Origin of the sequence: Variovorax sp. Sphag1AA, assembly GCF_014192575.1 — a bacterium.
Classification (GTDB): Bacteria; Pseudomonadota; Gammaproteobacteria; order Burkholderiales; family Burkholderiaceae_C; genus Variovorax.
Map to the genome: position 1 here is coordinate 85,764 of NZ_JACHYC010000008.1, position 13,915 is coordinate 99,678.

General features: G+C 66.9%; 15 protein-coding genes. 4 read left to right on the plus strand and 11 right to left on the minus strand.

Translation table 11 applies throughout. The annotated features are described in order from the left end of the window. Positions 1–85 precede the first annotated feature (85 nt). Complete coding sequence (locus tag FHW64_RS28435; protein WP_184531611.1) at positions 86–1,069, plus strand: lysylphosphatidylglycerol synthase domain-containing protein; 984 nt, start codon at positions 86–88, stop codon at positions 1,067–1,069. 15 nt (positions 1,070–1,084) lie between these two features. Here the strand turns inward: FHW64_RS28435 and FHW64_RS28440 are convergent, their stop codons facing one another. Continuing rightward, complete coding sequence (locus FHW64_RS28440; protein WP_184531612.1) at positions 1,085–2,890, minus strand: tannase/feruloyl esterase family alpha/beta hydrolase; 1,806 nt, start codon at positions 2,888–2,890, stop codon at positions 1,085–1,087. Positions 2,891–3,031: 141 nt separating this feature from the next. Between FHW64_RS28440 and FHW64_RS28445 the strand changes: the two genes are divergently transcribed. Beyond that, positions 3,032–3,514 (plus strand): MarR family winged helix-turn-helix transcriptional regulator, encoded by a 483-nt coding sequence (locus tag FHW64_RS28445; RefSeq protein ID WP_184531613.1) that lies wholly within the window; start codon positions 3,032–3,034, stop codon positions 3,512–3,514. Positions 3,515–3,538: 24 nt separating this feature from the next. On the opposite strand, the gene FHW64_RS28450 is transcribed toward FHW64_RS28445, so the two are convergent. The 3 genes from FHW64_RS28450 to FHW64_RS28460 all read right to left on the minus strand — a co-directional run bounded on the left by FHW64_RS28450 (position 3,539) and on the right by FHW64_RS28460 (position 7,201). After that, complete coding sequence (locus tag FHW64_RS28450) at positions 3,539–4,720, minus strand: hypothetical protein (RefSeq protein ID WP_184531614.1); 1,182 nt, start codon at positions 4,718–4,720, stop codon at positions 3,539–3,541. 70 nt (positions 4,721–4,790) lie between these two features. Continuing rightward, positions 4,791–5,963, minus strand: a complete 1,173-nt coding sequence (locus tag FHW64_RS28455) for a cyclic nucleotide-binding domain-containing protein (protein ID WP_184531615.1) — start codon at positions 5,961–5,963, stop codon at positions 4,791–4,793. A gap of 2 nt (positions 5,964–5,965) precedes the next feature. Then, positions 5,966–7,201: an MFS transporter gene (locus tag FHW64_RS28460; protein ID WP_184531616.1), complete on the minus strand. Its 1,236-nt coding sequence runs from the start codon at positions 7,199–7,201 to the stop codon at positions 5,966–5,968. 44 nt (positions 7,202–7,245) lie between these two features. Between FHW64_RS28460 and FHW64_RS28465 the strand changes: the two genes are divergently transcribed. Further along, positions 7,246–7,836, plus strand: coding sequence for a lysophospholipid acyltransferase family protein (locus FHW64_RS28465; RefSeq protein WP_184531617.1), 591 nt, complete (start codon positions 7,246–7,248; stop codon positions 7,834–7,836). Here FHW64_RS28465 and FHW64_RS28470 read toward each other — a convergent pair. The 3 genes from FHW64_RS28470 to FHW64_RS28480 are packed head-to-tail and all read right to left on the minus strand — an operon-like array spanning position 7,818 to position 9,419. Further along, positions 7,818–8,891, minus strand: a complete 1,074-nt coding sequence (locus FHW64_RS28470) for an Ldh family oxidoreductase (RefSeq protein WP_184531618.1) — start codon at positions 8,889–8,891, stop codon at positions 7,818–7,820. The two genes, FHW64_RS28465 and FHW64_RS28470, sit on opposite strands and share 19 nt — an antisense overlap. Positions 8,892–8,899: 8 nt before the next feature. Then, positions 8,900–9,148 carry a DUF3297 family protein gene (locus tag FHW64_RS28475; RefSeq protein WP_184531619.1) on the minus strand — a complete coding sequence of 83 codons (249 nt, stop codon included), beginning with the start codon at positions 9,146–9,148 and terminating at the stop codon, positions 8,900–8,902. 43 nt (positions 9,149–9,191) lie between these two features. Continuing rightward, positions 9,192–9,419 carry a hypothetical protein gene (locus FHW64_RS28480; RefSeq protein WP_093164615.1) on the minus strand — a complete coding sequence of 76 codons (228 nt, stop codon included), beginning with the start codon at positions 9,417–9,419 and terminating at the stop codon, positions 9,192–9,194. 166 nt (positions 9,420–9,585) lie between these two features. On the opposite strand from FHW64_RS28480, the gene FHW64_RS28485 reads away from it, so the two are divergent. After that, the gene (locus tag FHW64_RS28485) at positions 9,586–10,146 is read left to right on the plus strand and encodes a GNAT family N-acetyltransferase (RefSeq protein WP_184531620.1); all 561 of its coding nucleotides are present in this window, start codon (positions 9,586–9,588) and stop codon (positions 10,144–10,146) included. On the opposite strand, the gene FHW64_RS28490 is transcribed toward FHW64_RS28485, so the two are convergent. The 4 genes from FHW64_RS28490 to FHW64_RS28505 are packed head-to-tail and all read right to left on the minus strand — an operon-like array spanning position 10,143 to position 13,827. Beyond that, entirely contained in the window at positions 10,143–11,018 is an 876-nt protein-coding gene (locus tag FHW64_RS28490; RefSeq protein WP_184531621.1) for a 2OG-Fe(II) oxygenase, read from the minus strand. The genes FHW64_RS28485 and FHW64_RS28490 overlap by 4 nt on opposite strands. A 1-nt stretch (position 11,019) precedes the next feature. Continuing rightward, a complete protein-coding gene (locus FHW64_RS28495; protein WP_184531622.1) occupies positions 11,020–11,664 on the minus strand; it encodes a hypothetical protein in 645 nt (214 codons plus the stop codon). Positions 11,665–11,692: 28 nt separating this feature from the next. Beyond that, positions 11,693–12,337 carry a hypothetical protein gene (locus FHW64_RS28500; protein ID WP_260306443.1) on the minus strand — a complete coding sequence of 215 codons (645 nt, stop codon included), beginning with the start codon at positions 12,335–12,337 and terminating at the stop codon, positions 11,693–11,695. After that, positions 12,334–13,827, minus strand: a complete 1,494-nt coding sequence (locus FHW64_RS28505; protein WP_184531623.1) for a cytochrome-c peroxidase — start codon at positions 13,825–13,827, stop codon at positions 12,334–12,336. Before FHW64_RS28505 ends, FHW64_RS28500 begins: the two co-directional genes overlap by 4 nt. Positions 13,828–13,915 lie beyond the last annotated feature (88 nt).

Here is a 13,915-nt window from a genome sequence, read left to right on the forward strand (position 1 = left end):
CTGCGGCTGAGCAAGCCGCTGCCAGCGCAAGCGGGCGCCGTCCCACACGCCCGCCGGGCCCGAGCGCCTATGGTCACGCCAGACCATGCGCCCGGAGGCCGCCGCCATCACCGCCGACCCGATGTCCGTCGCAGCCCCTTCTGGCTGGCGACGGTGGCGGCGCTGGCTCGTGCCGCTGTTCGCGGCGGTGGTGCTTGGGCTGCTGCTCTTTCACGCGGGCAAGGTGGACTGGGCCGGCGCGTGGGCAGCGCTTCACCGCTATTCACCGCTGCTGCTGCTCGGGGTGTTGGGGTTGGCGACTGCGAGCCACGCCGTCTACGGCTGCTTCGACCTGATCGGGCGGCAGCACACGCACCACGGTCTGGCGCGTTGGCGCACCTGGGCGATCGCGGTGACGAGCTTCGCCTTCAACCTCAACCTGGGAGCGCTGGTGGGCAGCGTGGGGCTTCGCACCCGCCTCTACACGCGTGCGGGGCTCGACGAAGCCACCATCGCGCAGGTCGTGGCGCTGAGTCTTGCGACGAACTGGCTCGGCTACGCCCTGATCGCCGGAGGCCTGTTTGCATCGGGCACGATCCGTCCGCCGGGCGAGGCGCATCTCGGCATGAGCACCTTCCGCGCGCTGGGGGTTCTGATGGTGCTGGTCGCGCTGGGCTACGTGGTGGCCTGCGCCCTCTCGCATGGACGCGAATGGCGTTGGCGGGGCCGCACGCTCAAGCCGCCGTCGGGCCGGCTCGCGCTGCTGCAGCTTGCGCTGTCGTCCTGCCACTGGCTCCTGACGGGTACCGCCATGTACCTTCTGCTGGGGCGCCATGTGCCCTACTCGACCACGTTGGCTGTGCTGATGGCGGCATCGATCGCCGGTGTGATCACGCCCATCCCGGCAGGCCTCGGCGTGCTTGAGGCCGTCTATCTCGCGCTGCTGTCAGGCTCCGTGCGACAGAGCGCGCTGATGGGCGCAGTCCTCGCCTATCGCGCGCTCTACTACCTGGTGCCGCTAGGTGGAGGGCTGCTGCTCTACATGCTGCTGGAGCGCCATGCGGCGACCAGCAAGCCCCCCACCGGCTGACCTTCTATCTGCCTGCTATTGGCAGACGAAGTTCTCGGCCTTCTCGATGTCGCCGCTGCCCTTGTAGCGCGCCACCTTCGGGTACGCGCACAGCGGACGGGTGCGGTCGGGGGCCCAACTTGCGGGCACGTCGGCGTTCACGCCGCCCGCATTGCCGGTGCCGCGAGCGGAAGCCACGACCGAGTCCGCGATCTCGCCCTTCTCGACCCAGTTGACGAGCGGCGTGAGCATGTCGAACTGGTCGGTCGTCGGCCCGCCGGCGCAATGGTTCATGCCCGGCACGCGATAGAAGCGCGCGAAGTTCGAGGCATCGCCGCCATTGGCCGCCATGAGTTCGTTGTACCAACGCTGCGTGTCGTCGCTCGAGAAGATCGGGTCGCTCGTGCCGTGATAGACCATTGCCTTCGCACCGCGCTTCTTCAGCTTGCTGAGGTCGCTCGGATTCGGCGGCGTCATGAAGGACAGCGAGTTCTCGGTGTAGAGCGCGCTCGTCGCGGTGATCTTCGCGAGGATCGTGTCGATGTTCGAGTTGAGCGTGAAGGTCGAGCCGCTGAAGCCTGTCGGGCTCTCCGGCGGCACCTGCCAGATAAAGGCAACCGCACCCGGATCGAGTAGGAGCGAGAACTGGAACTTCCAGGTCGACCATCCGCTGGTGCCCAGCCCCGCATCGAACGGGAAGCTCGAGTAGAACTTCTGCCCGTTGCCGTCGAGCGCACCAGCGAAGAGCTGGCCGATGCGCTGCTTCTGGTCGGCGCTCAGGCAAGTGCCGTCGCGCGAACCGCTGCAGGTCGGCACATCGCGGTCGAGGTTGAAGGCCGCCTGGCAGGCGCCGGTGTCTTGCACGAGGCCGTCGGTCGCACCGTCAAGCGCATCGCACTTTGCGAGCACCGCGTTCGAGACCAATGCGCGTTCGGTTGCGGTGAAGCCAGTACCCAGGTCCCCGGGCGTGGTCGCCAGCGCGTTGTAGTTCTGCGCGCCGACGATGTTCGCCGACGCAGCGAGCGGCAGCCGGAAGCCTGGGTCACCGACGAGGAAGCCGTCGTAGTCGTCGGGGTAGCGCGACATCGCAACCATGGTGTGGCGCCCGCCGTTGGAGCAGCCGCCGAAGTACGAGCGGTCCGGCCCCTTGCCGTAGGCCGAGGCGATCAGCGCCTTCGCCATCGGCGTGAGCTTGGCGACGGCCTGGTAGCCGTAGTCGAGGCGCGCCTGCGGGTCGATGCCGAAGAACGGCGTGCCTTGCTGATGGCCCGCGTCCGAGCTGATCACGGCGAAGCCCATGTTGAGTGCGTTGTCCAGCGCGCCACCTCCGTTGACGGCGCCGGTCGCGGTGACGACGCTGCCGTCGATGCCGCCATTGGCCTGGTAGAAGAAGCGGCCGTTCCAGTTTGCTGGCAGGCGCATCTCGAAGCCCACCGCGTAGTTCTGTCCGTCGACCGTGCTGGTACGCGAATACATCGAGCCCGTCACCTGGCAATGCGCGCCGACGGACTTGCCCGCCACGGTCAGCGTGCCGGCCGCGATCGAGTTGGCCGCAGTGATCGTGGTGTTCGCGAAGTTGAAGCCAGTGAGCGAGGCGCAGTCCTTGAGCGCCGCGCCGACCGCGACGCCGAGCACCGGCAAGGTCTCGACCGGTGGCGTGGTCGTCGTGCCGCCCGAGGCAGGCGGCGTGGTGTTGCCACCGCTCGACGTCGATGTGCCGGTCGACGGGGTTGGGAAGAAACCGCTGCTGCCACCACCACCGCAGGCGGCGAGCAACGTGGCGACGAGGGCCAGGGATGCTGCTGATGTTGTCTTCAAGTATGTCTCCTCTGACGCATGCATGAGGCGTCAACTAGTTAATCTAATTAACTATGTGGAGTAACCAATCTATCGTTTACACCAACTCTGATTGGCATGAGATGAACTTGACCAACAACTAAAGTTCAGCGATAGAACAAATAGGTGTAACGCGACAATCGGCCGATGCCCAGGAACAAAAACGCTCCCCTCGATGCCACGCCCGCGGGCCGGCTGGTCGAAGCCTCACTGCACCGGGTGCTCGGCTACCAGCTCGCGCAGGCGTCCATCGTCACGGACGCGGTCTTCACCGAGCAGGTGGGCGGCCCTCACGAGTTGCGGCCGGTCGAATACACGGTGCTCGCGCTGATTCACGAGAACCCCGATGTGTCGGCTGCACGGCTTGCCAAGGCGCTCGCAGTGACTGCACCCAACATCGCCGCGTGGATCGACCGCCTCGAGAAGCGCGGACTGATCCACCGCATTCCGCATGCGACCGATCGGCGCGCGCAGCATCTGCGCACCACGCCGGCAGGCGCGACCCTCGTGACGAAGGCCACGCAGTCGGTGCTCAAGGGTGAGGATGAAGCGCTCGCATCGCTCACGCAGGGCGAGCGGATGATCCTGATCGAGCTGTTGCACAAGGTCGCGAACTGCCGCGGCGCCTGAGGACGCCGCAGCCACGCCCGAACCTCAGCGCAGGATTCGGGTCAACTCCAGCGACTCGCTGGTCAGGCCGATATAGGCGCGGCGATATTGCGCCTCGAACTTCACCACGCGGCCGATGTCCTGCGCATAGAAAGCCGTTGCTTCGAAGGGCAGCGCCTGTGCGGGCCCAACGCCCACCGCGGCGTACATCCAGCCCTTGTAGGTGATCTTCGTTGCCTTCAGCGACGCGCCGTCGACATCGAACGTCGAATCGCCGAGGACCGTTGCGTCCAGCTCGTAGCGGGCCTTCTCGCCGTTCGAAGCGACGTACTCCTCATGCCACCGCATGCCGGACCGAAGGTCCTTGCGCCCCCAGCCGCCGGGCGGAGACGATGAATCGAAAAGGCCGCCAAGCGGCGAGCTCACGGACAGGACCTTTCCGTCGAGCGACTCGATCCGGCTTCCCTGGTTGAAGATGAGGCGGTCGCTCTCGATTCTGTCGAGCTGATAGAGCACGGTCGAACGGGTGCCGGTGAGTTTGTCCACCAGCACGTATTCGAGCGCATCGCCCCTGCGCAGGGCCGCGCCCGTGACGGTGTGCGCGGCGGGCGCTGCCGGGGTAAACGCAACGGGCACGACCGGCGCGGGCGACGGTGTCGGCGCCTTCGCGACGGGTTGCTCCACGACGGCTGGCTCCTGCACTGGGTTCGCGACCAGCTTCTTCTCAGACGGTTCAGCGGCGAGGACAGGCGCCGCCCCCGGAACCGTCGCCCGGACAAACGTGCCAGTCACCAGGCCATCGTCCCGGTTTCCGCTTCGGTCATACGCGCGCTCCTGACCGAAGACGAGCTGGATCCAGGTCGGATAGGTGAATGCTGCCCCGGTCCCGACGTCGATCGCCGCACCGATGACGCCCCCGATCACGACGTTGCCCGCAAGCCCCGCATTGGCACGCGAAACGGCCTGGCCCACCGCAGGTGGCTGGCCCGCGAGCGCGCACTTGATCGACAGATTGCCGCCTGATCGGCGAACCACCGCGCTCTCGCCGGAGCGAACGAAGGACGAGCCCTTGTCGTTCTGAAGTTCGCATTCCGCCCCCGGAATCGCGGCACCGCCATCGACGATGGTCTCGACCTTGATCGACTGGTCGGTGCCTTGGGTGACCGATGCACACCCCCCCATTGCCAATGCGGTGAGCAACACCGCAACCGTGCCCCAACTCCTCATCCACCACCTCATTTGAATGTAAGCAAATGAGTCTAGGGCAATAACGGGCGGCCCGAGATGGTGGTTTGCGCTACTCCAGCACGCCGAGATCGACCACCTCGAAGGCCCAGAACCCAAGCAGCACGTGGGACACCGACACGCCAATGAGCCCACCCTGTCGCGCATAGAGCCAGCCCCAGAACAGCCCCGCCACGAAGGCGACCACCGCCAGCCCCGGCGACACGTACAGGTGCGCGGCCGAAAAGATGATGTTCGCGCCGACGATCGCGAGCCAGGTACTCCAGCGCCCGGTGAGGAAGTGCGACAGCGGCCCCTGCACGCCACCGCGATAGATCAGCTCCTGGAAGGGCGCGAACACCACGTAGGCCGCGGCCAGCCACGGGTTGAAGGTGCTCCCGGATGACGACGACGAGAACATCTGGAACAGAGGCTGCCCGTGCATGGCAGGCACCCAGGTCACGAGCGCGAGCTTCAGCAGCACTGTGGCGGCCATCAGGGGCAAGGTGAAGAGCACCGCCTCGCGCACATGCGGGCCCGCGTTCTCGGTCGTCAGGCCGAAGAAGCGGGCCGGATACCGCGACACCCGCACGAAGACGAACATGATCGCGCAGCAGACGAAGATCGCGGGCACGGTAACGAACTCGCTGTGGCCGAAGGTCTCCTTGACGCGCATCGCAGTACCGAGCACCCACGTGTACAGCGTGTAGGCCAGCATCAGCAGCAGCGTGAAGCGGCCCATCACCGCGCGCGTGCGTTCCTGCGCCAGGATGCGGTCCGCCGAGGCCGCGGCATTGGCGCTGGTCACGCGCAGCCGTTCGGCCACCAGCGCGCCGATGTCCATCAGCACCGGCACCAGAGAAGGCCGCGATTCGGCGAGATGCACGATGTCGGACAGCGGCAGAGAGAGGCCGCGCACCGGGCCTTCGGCGCGCACCGTCGCCGAGCGCGGCACGAGGTCGAACAGCGCCATCTCGCCGATCGAGTCGCCGGGGCCGACGCGGTTGATGAGGTGCTCGTCGCCGTTCACGCCGCGCTTGAGCACTTGCGCCTGGCCGTGCTCGATGATGAGCAGCTCTTCCGGCGTGTCGCCTTCGCGCACCAGGTCGACGCCGTCCGCGTAGTCGACCCATCGGGTGCTGTGGGCCAGTGCTCCGAGGTCGGCGGTGCTGCATCGGCGGAAGATTGCGCAGCGGCCGAGGAGCGCCCTGGCGTCGTCCTCCAGTTCGACGATGGGGGTGCTCATGGTCACGCGGCCACCTTGTCCTGCCGCGCCAGCCTGAACACGGCCGGGGCGCACAGCAGCATCAGCGCACAGACCACCGCCAAAGCCGTTTCGATCGCGGTGCGTGCATCGGCACCCCGCCCCGCGATGTGGCCGACCACCACGCTGCCGGCCAGCAAGCCCACGTCTGTGAGCCACGCCACCGCGCCCTGTGCAAGGCCTTGCGCATCGCGCGGCAACGCACGCGCTGCGGCATAGCGCAGCGGTCCGCCCGAGAGCATGCCGATGCCGAAGCCCAGCGCCGCGCCACCCACCATGAAGAAGACCGCGCCCGCGGGCGCGGCCACGACCAGCAACACACCCGCAATCGCACTCGTGAGGCCGGTGATGACCAACGGACGTGATCCCGTGCGATCGAGCCAGCGGATCACGCATGCGGTGGCGAACAGGCCGCCGAGCAGCAGCGGCACCATCAGCGGAGCCGTGGCGGTCATGCCCAGTCCGAGTCGCGTGGCCGCGACCGTGGGCATCCAGACCAGCGCGGATTGACCCGCACCGGTGCCCAGCGCGAGCAGGATGGTCGGAAGCATCGGCCGGCTGAACGCCAGCCACCAGGGCGCCGGCCGCTCCGACTCGTGCGATGCGGCCGAGGCCGGCAGCGGCCACGCAAGCGACAGCAACGCGAGGCAGGCGCCGAACGAGAACGCAGTGCGCCAGCCGAGTTGCAGCAACCAGGGCGTGCCGATGGTCGCCACGACGTAGGTCAATCCATAGGCCATCGACACCTGCCCCAGCAGCCGGCCGTGCTGTTCGGGCGGCCAATGGGTCACGATGACGGCCGCCACCAAGGGCAACAAGGGACCATGCGCCAGCCCCTGCAGTGCGCGCGCAGCCAATACGCCGTCCGGGCTGGGCAGCACGGTGGCCAGCCCACCCGAGACGACCGCCAGCATCAGGGAGCCGCGCAGCAGCCGGGTCGCACCCACGCGCCGGACCGCCAATGCAGCCAGCGGCACCGCCACGAGCGTTGCGGCGACGAACACCGACAGCAACCACGAGGCCAGTTGCGCGGACGCCCCGGTGGAAGCGCGCATGGCCGGCAGCACGTAGCTGATCGCGCCGGCCTCGAAGCCCGCGGTGATCGCCGCGCCGAGCAGCGCCACCATGCGGCGCGATGCGTGGTCCATCGATGGGGCGTGCACCGGGCTCACTGCCGGCGGCATTCGGGCGTCGATCTTCGGTTCCACGGGCTCGGGCATGGGGCGCAGTGTAGGGCCGGCTTCGTGCCCTATGCTTGCGGCCCATGGCCCGGACCATCTTCGACACCCCGCTGCTGGAGCCGATGCTGCGAAACGCATCGCGCGGCGTGCTGCGCGTGCTCGGCTGGAAGGTGCACGGCGAGTTGCCGGAGCGCGCGGTGCGTTGCGTCGTCATCGCGGCGCCCCACACCAGCAACTGGGACTTCCCCTTCACGCTGCTCGCGGCATTCGCGCTGCGCATGCGCATCCGCTGGATGGGCAAGGCTTCTTTGTTTCGCCCTCCTTTCGGCGGACTGATGCGCTGGCTTGGCGGCATCCCGGTGCATCGCGAACGGTCGAACAACCTGATCGCGGCTTCGGTCGAGGCGCTGAAGCTGGCGCCCGGTCCGCTGCAATTGGTGGTAGCGCCCGAAGGCACCCGCAGCCGCGCGCGCCAATGGAAAGCCGGCTTCCACCACATCGCCCGCGGCGCGGGGTTGCCGATCCAGCTCTCCTATCTCGACTGGGGAACCCGCTCCTGCGGCCTCGGGCCGCTGGTGGACCCGACCGACGATGTCGACGGCGACATCGCCCGCATCCGCGCCTTCTACGCGCCGTTTCGCGGGCGCAACGCCGATCAGTTCGATTCGGGCTGAGGCAGCGCGACGCCGTACTTCTCGGCCCACGGACGCAGCGCGGGGAGGATGCTGTCGTGCAGCAGCACGCCGCGATCCTGCTGGTCGGCGGCCAATCGATAGCCTCGTTCGCCTGGTAGCCGAACCGGGCGCGTTGCATCGACGGGCTTCGAGGCGCGGCACTGGCGTGCGACCTCGCCCATCTGCCGCTCGAAGGCTTCGAGGCCCGCGAACGCCGCCGGGTCGATCACCTGCAGGAAGACCGTGGCGCCCCATCCCTCGCGCGGATCGGCGCGGCCGTGGCCGGCAAGGCCGCCGGTCAGTGCCTCGACCAGCAGCGACAGGCCGAAGCCCTTGTGTCCCGAATCGAGCCCGCCCAGCGGAAGAATGGTGCCCTTCGGCTCGTTGAAGAGCACGGCAGGATCATCGGATGCCTTTCCGTGCCCATCGATCAGCCACGGAGCCGGTAGCTTGCCGCCTTCCTTGTGCAGGCGACCGGTCAGGCCGTTGGTCGTGGTGGAGGTGGAGATATCGATCGACACCGGCGAGTCACCCGAAGGGAAGCCCGCCGACACCGGATTGGGCGTGAAGACAGGGTCCAGTCCGCCGAAGGGCGCGACGCTCGCGGCATTGGGATCAGAGCACGTCAGCAGCAACACCAGCCCCTGCTCGGCCGCACGCTGGTGGTAGCTCGCGAGACTTGCGATGTGATGGCTGCGCCGGATCACGACCGTGCCGGTGCCCTCGTCGCAGGCAAGCCGCGCGGCCTCTTCGAGCGCGCGAAGCACCAGCCACGGGCCCGGCAGACGGCGGCCATCCCACAGCTGGGCGGCTGGTCGCGACGACACGATCTCCGGCCCGCCTTCGAGCACCATGCCGCCCTTCTCGATGTCGGCAAGGTAAGGCGCGAGCAATTGCAGCCCGTGCGTGGTGTGCCCCATCAGGTCACCCTCGACCAGCACGGTCGCAACGACCTGGGCCTTGTCGCCCGGCATTCCGGCGCGTTCGAGCAGCGTGCGCGCGAACTCGGCGAGACCCGCGGCGGAAAGGCGATGGGCGGCGTTGTCCTGCTGCATGGCGTCCCCTACTTGTAGAAGACCTCGACCTTGCCCTTGAGCTTGATCAGCAAGGGCTGGCCCTTGCGATCGAGCGCCCGGCCTGCAGGCACCTTGATCCAGCCTTCGCTGATGCAGTATTCCTCGACGTCGTTCCGGTCCTTGCCGTTGAAGCGGACGCCGATGTCGTGCTCGAAGATGGCGGGGACATGGTGTGGGCTGCGCGGATCGACCGAAAGATGGTCAGGCAGCGGGGGCATTTGTGCGGATTCGGACATCGATGAAGCTCTGGAAAAGTGAATTCGGCCCGTAGTGTGACAGTCAGTCGATCCACGGCCCGCCGAGCATCGCCTGGATGTAGGCCGCGACCTTCACGAGGTCCTCGTCGGACAGCGGCAGCGGCGGCGCATCGACGAGATGTTCGGCCACCAGGTGCAGCTTGGCGGATGCATTGGGCGCCTCCTGCAGCAGCACCGCGATGGCCGCCGTGTGCGCGACCGCCCTCAACTCGAGCGCACGCAGCCTTGCGTTGATATCTTCCAGTTCCATTCTTTTCTCCTGTCGCGGACCGGGTGACGCGTCCGATTCTGCTTCGGATAGTGTGACGCAGCGGATTGTTTCGGCAAATGCAATGCCGTATTGACCGGGGCCGTCTTTTTCACCAGAGAAGCAAGGAATAGATTGAAGGCGCGCCATCCCCACGGAGGTTGCCATCATGTCCCCCACACGTCCTATCGCATCCGGCGCGCATTTGCAGCATCCCGGCCACGCGTTGCCGTACGACGATGGCACCTCGATCCATCTGCGCCTGATCGAGCCCGATGACTTCGAGCGCGAGCGCGAATTCGTCGAAGGCCTTTCGCCGCGCACCTCCTACCAGCGGCTGATGTCGGTGCGCAAGCCGACCGCCGATGAACTCTTCCGCTGGACGCACATCGACCGATCGCGCGAGGGTGCGGTGGTCGCCACCGTCACCATCGACGGACGCGAACGGCAAGTGGGCGTCGCCCGCTACGTGATGGAGGGCGCGGACGGCGAAGCCGAGTTCGCGATGGTGATCGGCGACGAATGGCAGGGCCAGGGCCTCGGCGCGCAACTGCTTTCGGCCTTGATCGAACTTGCGAAGCAGTCCGGTGTGCGGCGGTTGTACGGCAACACGCTTTCCGAGAACAACGCAATGCGCTCGCTCGGCCGCCGCTTTGGCTTCAGGCAGTCGCGGGAGCCGGGCGAGGCGATCATCACGATGCTGAGCCTCAACCTGCTGCCCGAGTCCTAGGCAGAGACAAAGCGCCGGTTGCGCATCCACTTGGTCACGACCCACTTCTCGCCGCGTGTCACCGGCGCGCTCGCATGCAGCGAGCGAGGATCGACGCGGCCACTGTCGTCGCCGTACTCGAAATAGCAAGCATTGCCACGGAACGGCGAAACCGCCAGCCCAAGCTGCGGGAACACGGTCTGGCCGCCTTCGGGCGGATCGTTGAGATAGGTGACCAGCGTGCTCACGCGCTGGCCGCTTCGCGCGACGGACTCGCGGTTGGCGGCGTTGGTGGGCGCAAGGTAGTCGTAGTGGGGCTCACTGCCCGCGCCTGTCGGGTAGTGCAGTACCTGCAATCCCTCGCCGTTTTCGAGCGGCAGATTCATCAGCGCCGACAAGCGCCGGTCGAGCCGGGCGATCAGTTCGTTTTCTTCCAGTCGGAAGAACATGCCCCAGCTCGTTCGCTTGTCGCTCACGATGTCGCGGCCACTCATCGGATCGACCAGCGTCGAGGGCTTCAGCCGCGGGCGTGCCATGTCGATCACGGCCTGGCATTCCGCGGCGTCCAGGACGTTGCCGAGCGAGGCGAAGACCGGGTCCTCGGTGCGCGAATAAACGGCGATCTCGCGATCGCCCGCCGAGATGCGCGTGCCCGGGGCGAGACGCATGGGCGGCCTGGAAGTGGCTTCGTCGGGCAGTTCGATGCTGTCGGTCGGCGTCGGCCCGCCATGCTGGCGGGCGTCGACATAGGCCGCCACGATCGCGTGCGCGGACCGCTCGTTCATGCCCTGCTTCAACATCGTGGCCACCAGCGCCTGGGGCGCGTGGCCGCTGTCGAGGTGGCGCGTCACCCAGCGGCCAAGATCCGGCGAGAAGCGGACGACAGTGCCCATCTCAGACCGGTCCGATCTTGGGGACCCAGCCCTTGTCTTCGAGCGTGAAGCCCTGGCGCAATTGCAGGCTGCCGGCGCCCTGGATGACACGCGCGATCATCGGGAACACGCGCTGTGCATCGGCGTCCTGCATCCACGGCGCGGGGTCGATCTGGTAGGTGTAGCTCACCACCGCTAGCGGGTGCTGCGCGTCATGCGCGTCCACCTGCACATCCACGACCTTCTCGCGCTTGAGGTGCGCGACGCAGAAGTCGTTGGCGTGCTCTTCGCCGCCACGCGCCGCATACGGGTGCGGCTTGTAGAACTTGCGGCCGTCTTCGGTCAGTTCGAAGCGCTTGACGGCACCGTCAGGGTTCTCCTTGCTCTTCGGCGCCTCGACGATAGTGCTGCGCACGAGGCCGAGCTTTTCCATGACCGGGAACTGCACCGCGCGGCGCGCACCGGAACCGGCCTCGGCTTCCGTCAGGTCGGCCGGCCAGTCGAACATCGAGAGGCAGAGATCGCCGCGCTGGGCCAGGTAGTCGTCGAGCGCGACGGCCATGTTCTCGGGCGTCGGTGCCTTGGCGTCGTGGACGGCGTTGCAAGCGGTCAGCGAGAAGGCTGCCGCGATGCTCAGCATGAGCTGGAGTGAAGAACGGGTGTTCATGAATCGAAAGTGGATAGAAGAAAAAAGATCAGTGCTCGTCGAGTTCGTCCGCCACCCAGCCATGCGGCGTCAGGTGCACACCGAGGCGCACCTGCATGGTCTTTTCGTTCTGGATGGCGCGCGACAGCACCGGAAAGGCATGCAGCACCTCAGGCGCTGCGGCCCATGTCTCAGGCGCGATGCGGTAGGTGAACAAGAGCGAGGTCCCTGTGGGGCCGTCGCGGGTTTGCGGCGCGTCCCATCCGAGCAGGCGGTCCAGCGTCAGGGTGGCGGCGCACAGGTCCGCCGGATGGACGACCCTGCGTGTCGCGGTGCGAATCACCACCGGCTCGTGCCGGTAGAACTTCTGTCCCTCGGCGGTCAGCGTGTATTCGCGCGCCGCGCCGTCGTTGCGGACGATGTCGCGGCCGCTCACGAGGCCGATCTTCTCGAGCACCGGCATCTGCTGCGCATCGGCGTCGCGCGAAGCGGCCGCCACCGCAATGGGCCAGTCGTACTTCGCAAGGCACACATGCCCGCGCTGCGCGAGGAAATCGTTCACCGTCGCCGTGAAGTTGTCCCGGCTCGGAAAGCGGGCCTGTTCGTTGTCGCCGCATGCGGAGAGAACGGCCAGCGACATCAGGAGGAAGGCAGCGAAACCGGCGCGCTTCGTCGTGTTCGTATTCGAGTTCAATTGACGCACGTTCCGCCAGTTGGTGCTTCCGCCGGCGGCTGATAGCCATCGCTGAGAACGCCGAGGAAGCAGACCAGGTCCTTGATGTCCTGTTCCGAGAGCTGCGGAGTCGAACCCGCCGGGCGCGGCTGCGCACCGTTGAGCGCCGTGCTGCCGCCCGCATCGGTCTGGCCTTGCCCCAGCGGTGCTTCCTCGTCGATGTTGCCCCGGTACATCGCAGGCAAATCGTTGAACTTGTCGACCGTCGCGCCAGGCACGGAAGTCGGCTGCAAGGCATACGGAGGATTGGCCGTCGCCGTGCCGGTGCCTCCGCTCGAGGGATACCAGTACTCGGGGTTGGTGTCGCGCGTGTTGTAGAAGCGGACCACCTGCTCCAGCGCGTGGAAGATGCCGTTGTGGAAGAACACCGAGCGCGACGCGGCGTTGCGCAAGGTCGGCACCTTGAAGCGGCCGCAGTACGGATTCGGGTTGTTGGCGCCCGTGAACGGGTCCGGCGCCGCGCCGGCCTTGGGCGTTCCGGGTTTGTGGCTGTTGTAGCTGTCGTCGTTGGCGGGGCCGCACAGACCCATGTCGAAGTAGGACGGATCGTCGTTGGCCGGAATGGGATCGGGGTTGTTCGGAATCGACCTGTCGTTGCGCGGCGCGCCGATGGCCTGGTAGGTGAAGTCGGTCATCAACCCCGTGCTGCCATTGAAGTTGGCACCCTGGAAGTGGCAGGCCAGGCAGTTGCCGCGGTCTTCGCGATTGAAAACCGCCAGACCACGCATCTCCGCGGGCGTCAGCGTGCCGCCGATCTTGTTGCCGATGTAGAGGTCGTACTTGCTCTTGTACGGATGGAAGCTGACGTCTTCGGTTTCGAAGGCCGCGATCGCCTGGCCGATGCTGGCAAAGGCGGCGTCGGTGTCGTCGAGCGCATTCGCGCCGAAGGCCTGCTTGAAGAGCGCCGCATAAGAGGCGCTGCGTGCAGTCTGGACCACTGCTTCCTTCGAGGCATTGTTCATCTCGATCGGATTCAGCAGCGGGAGCGTCACCTGATCGGCCAGCGTCGGCGCGCGGCCATCGAGCATGAAGCCGCCTCCGGGCGCGCTGGTGGTCACGCCGTCGGGGTTTTCAGCGACGTCGCTGTAGGGCGGCGTCATGTCCTTGTAGCGAAGCGAAGGCACCGCGCGCTGGCCCTTGGACAGGCCGTCCGAGCCGAGTTGCACAGCCAGGCTGTTGGGCGGGCCGTAGGCGTAGTTCGGGTCATGGCAGCTCGCGCATGACTGGTTCTTGCCGCCCGACAAATTCTGGTCAAAGAACAACTTCTGGCCGACCTGTGCGGCAAGACTCAGGTTGCTGGTGTTCGTCGTGGTGCCAGTGGCGTTGCTGGTGGCCGCAGTCTGCGTTCCTGCTGCCGACGTGACCGACGCACCGCCGGAACCTCCGCCACCCCCACAGGCCGCCAGCGTCAAGGCGGCGCATGACACGAACAGCTGGAGAACCTTGCGCATTGATTTCCCTTGGGACAAATACAAAAAAGCCGGGAAGCGGCCGAAGCCGCCTCCCTGCTTTTGCTACTGCTTCTGCTTGTCAGACGCT

Excerpts from the sequence above, each read along its gene's own strand:
- FHW64_RS28435 (WP_184531611.1), top strand. The coding sequence starts at position 86 with ATGCGCCCGGAGGCCGCCGCCATCACCGCCGACCCGATGTCCGTCGCA.
- FHW64_RS28440 (WP_184531612.1), bottom strand. The coding sequence starts at position 2,890 with ATGCATGCGTCAGAGGAGACATACTTGAAGACAACATCAGCAGCATCC.
- FHW64_RS28445 (WP_184531613.1), top strand. The coding sequence starts at position 3,032 with ATGCCCAGGAACAAAAACGCTCCCCTCGATGCCACGCCCGCGGGCCGG.
- FHW64_RS28450 (WP_184531614.1), bottom strand. The coding sequence starts at position 4,720 with ATGAGGAGTTGGGGCACGGTTGCGGTGTTGCTCACCGCATTGGCAATG.
- FHW64_RS28455 (WP_184531615.1), bottom strand. The coding sequence starts at position 5,963 with ATGAGCACCCCCATCGTCGAACTGGAGGACGACGCCAGGGCGCTCCTC.
- FHW64_RS28460 (WP_184531616.1), bottom strand. The coding sequence starts at position 7,201 with ATGCCCGAGCCCGTGGAACCGAAGATCGACGCCCGAATGCCGCCGGCA.
- FHW64_RS28465 (WP_184531617.1), top strand. The coding sequence starts at position 7,246 with ATGGCCCGGACCATCTTCGACACCCCGCTGCTGGAGCCGATGCTGCGA.
- FHW64_RS28470 (WP_184531618.1), bottom strand. The coding sequence starts at position 8,891 with ATGCAGCAGGACAACGCCGCCCATCGCCTTTCCGCCGCGGGTCTCGCC.
- FHW64_RS28475 (WP_184531619.1), bottom strand. The coding sequence starts at position 9,148 with ATGTCCGAATCCGCACAAATGCCCCCGCTGCCTGACCATCTTTCGGTC.
- FHW64_RS28480 (WP_093164615.1), bottom strand. The coding sequence starts at position 9,419 with ATGGAACTGGAAGATATCAACGCAAGGCTGCGTGCGCTCGAGTTGAGG.
- FHW64_RS28485 (WP_184531620.1), top strand. The coding sequence starts at position 9,586 with ATGTCCCCCACACGTCCTATCGCATCCGGCGCGCATTTGCAGCATCCC.
- FHW64_RS28490 (WP_184531621.1), bottom strand. The coding sequence starts at position 11,018 with ATGGGCACTGTCGTCCGCTTCTCGCCGGATCTTGGCCGCTGGGTGACG.
- FHW64_RS28495 (WP_184531622.1), bottom strand. The coding sequence starts at position 11,664 with ATGAACACCCGTTCTTCACTCCAGCTCATGCTGAGCATCGCGGCAGCC.
- FHW64_RS28505 (WP_184531623.1), bottom strand. The coding sequence starts at position 13,827 with ATGCGCAAGGTTCTCCAGCTGTTCGTGTCATGCGCCGCCTTGACGCTG.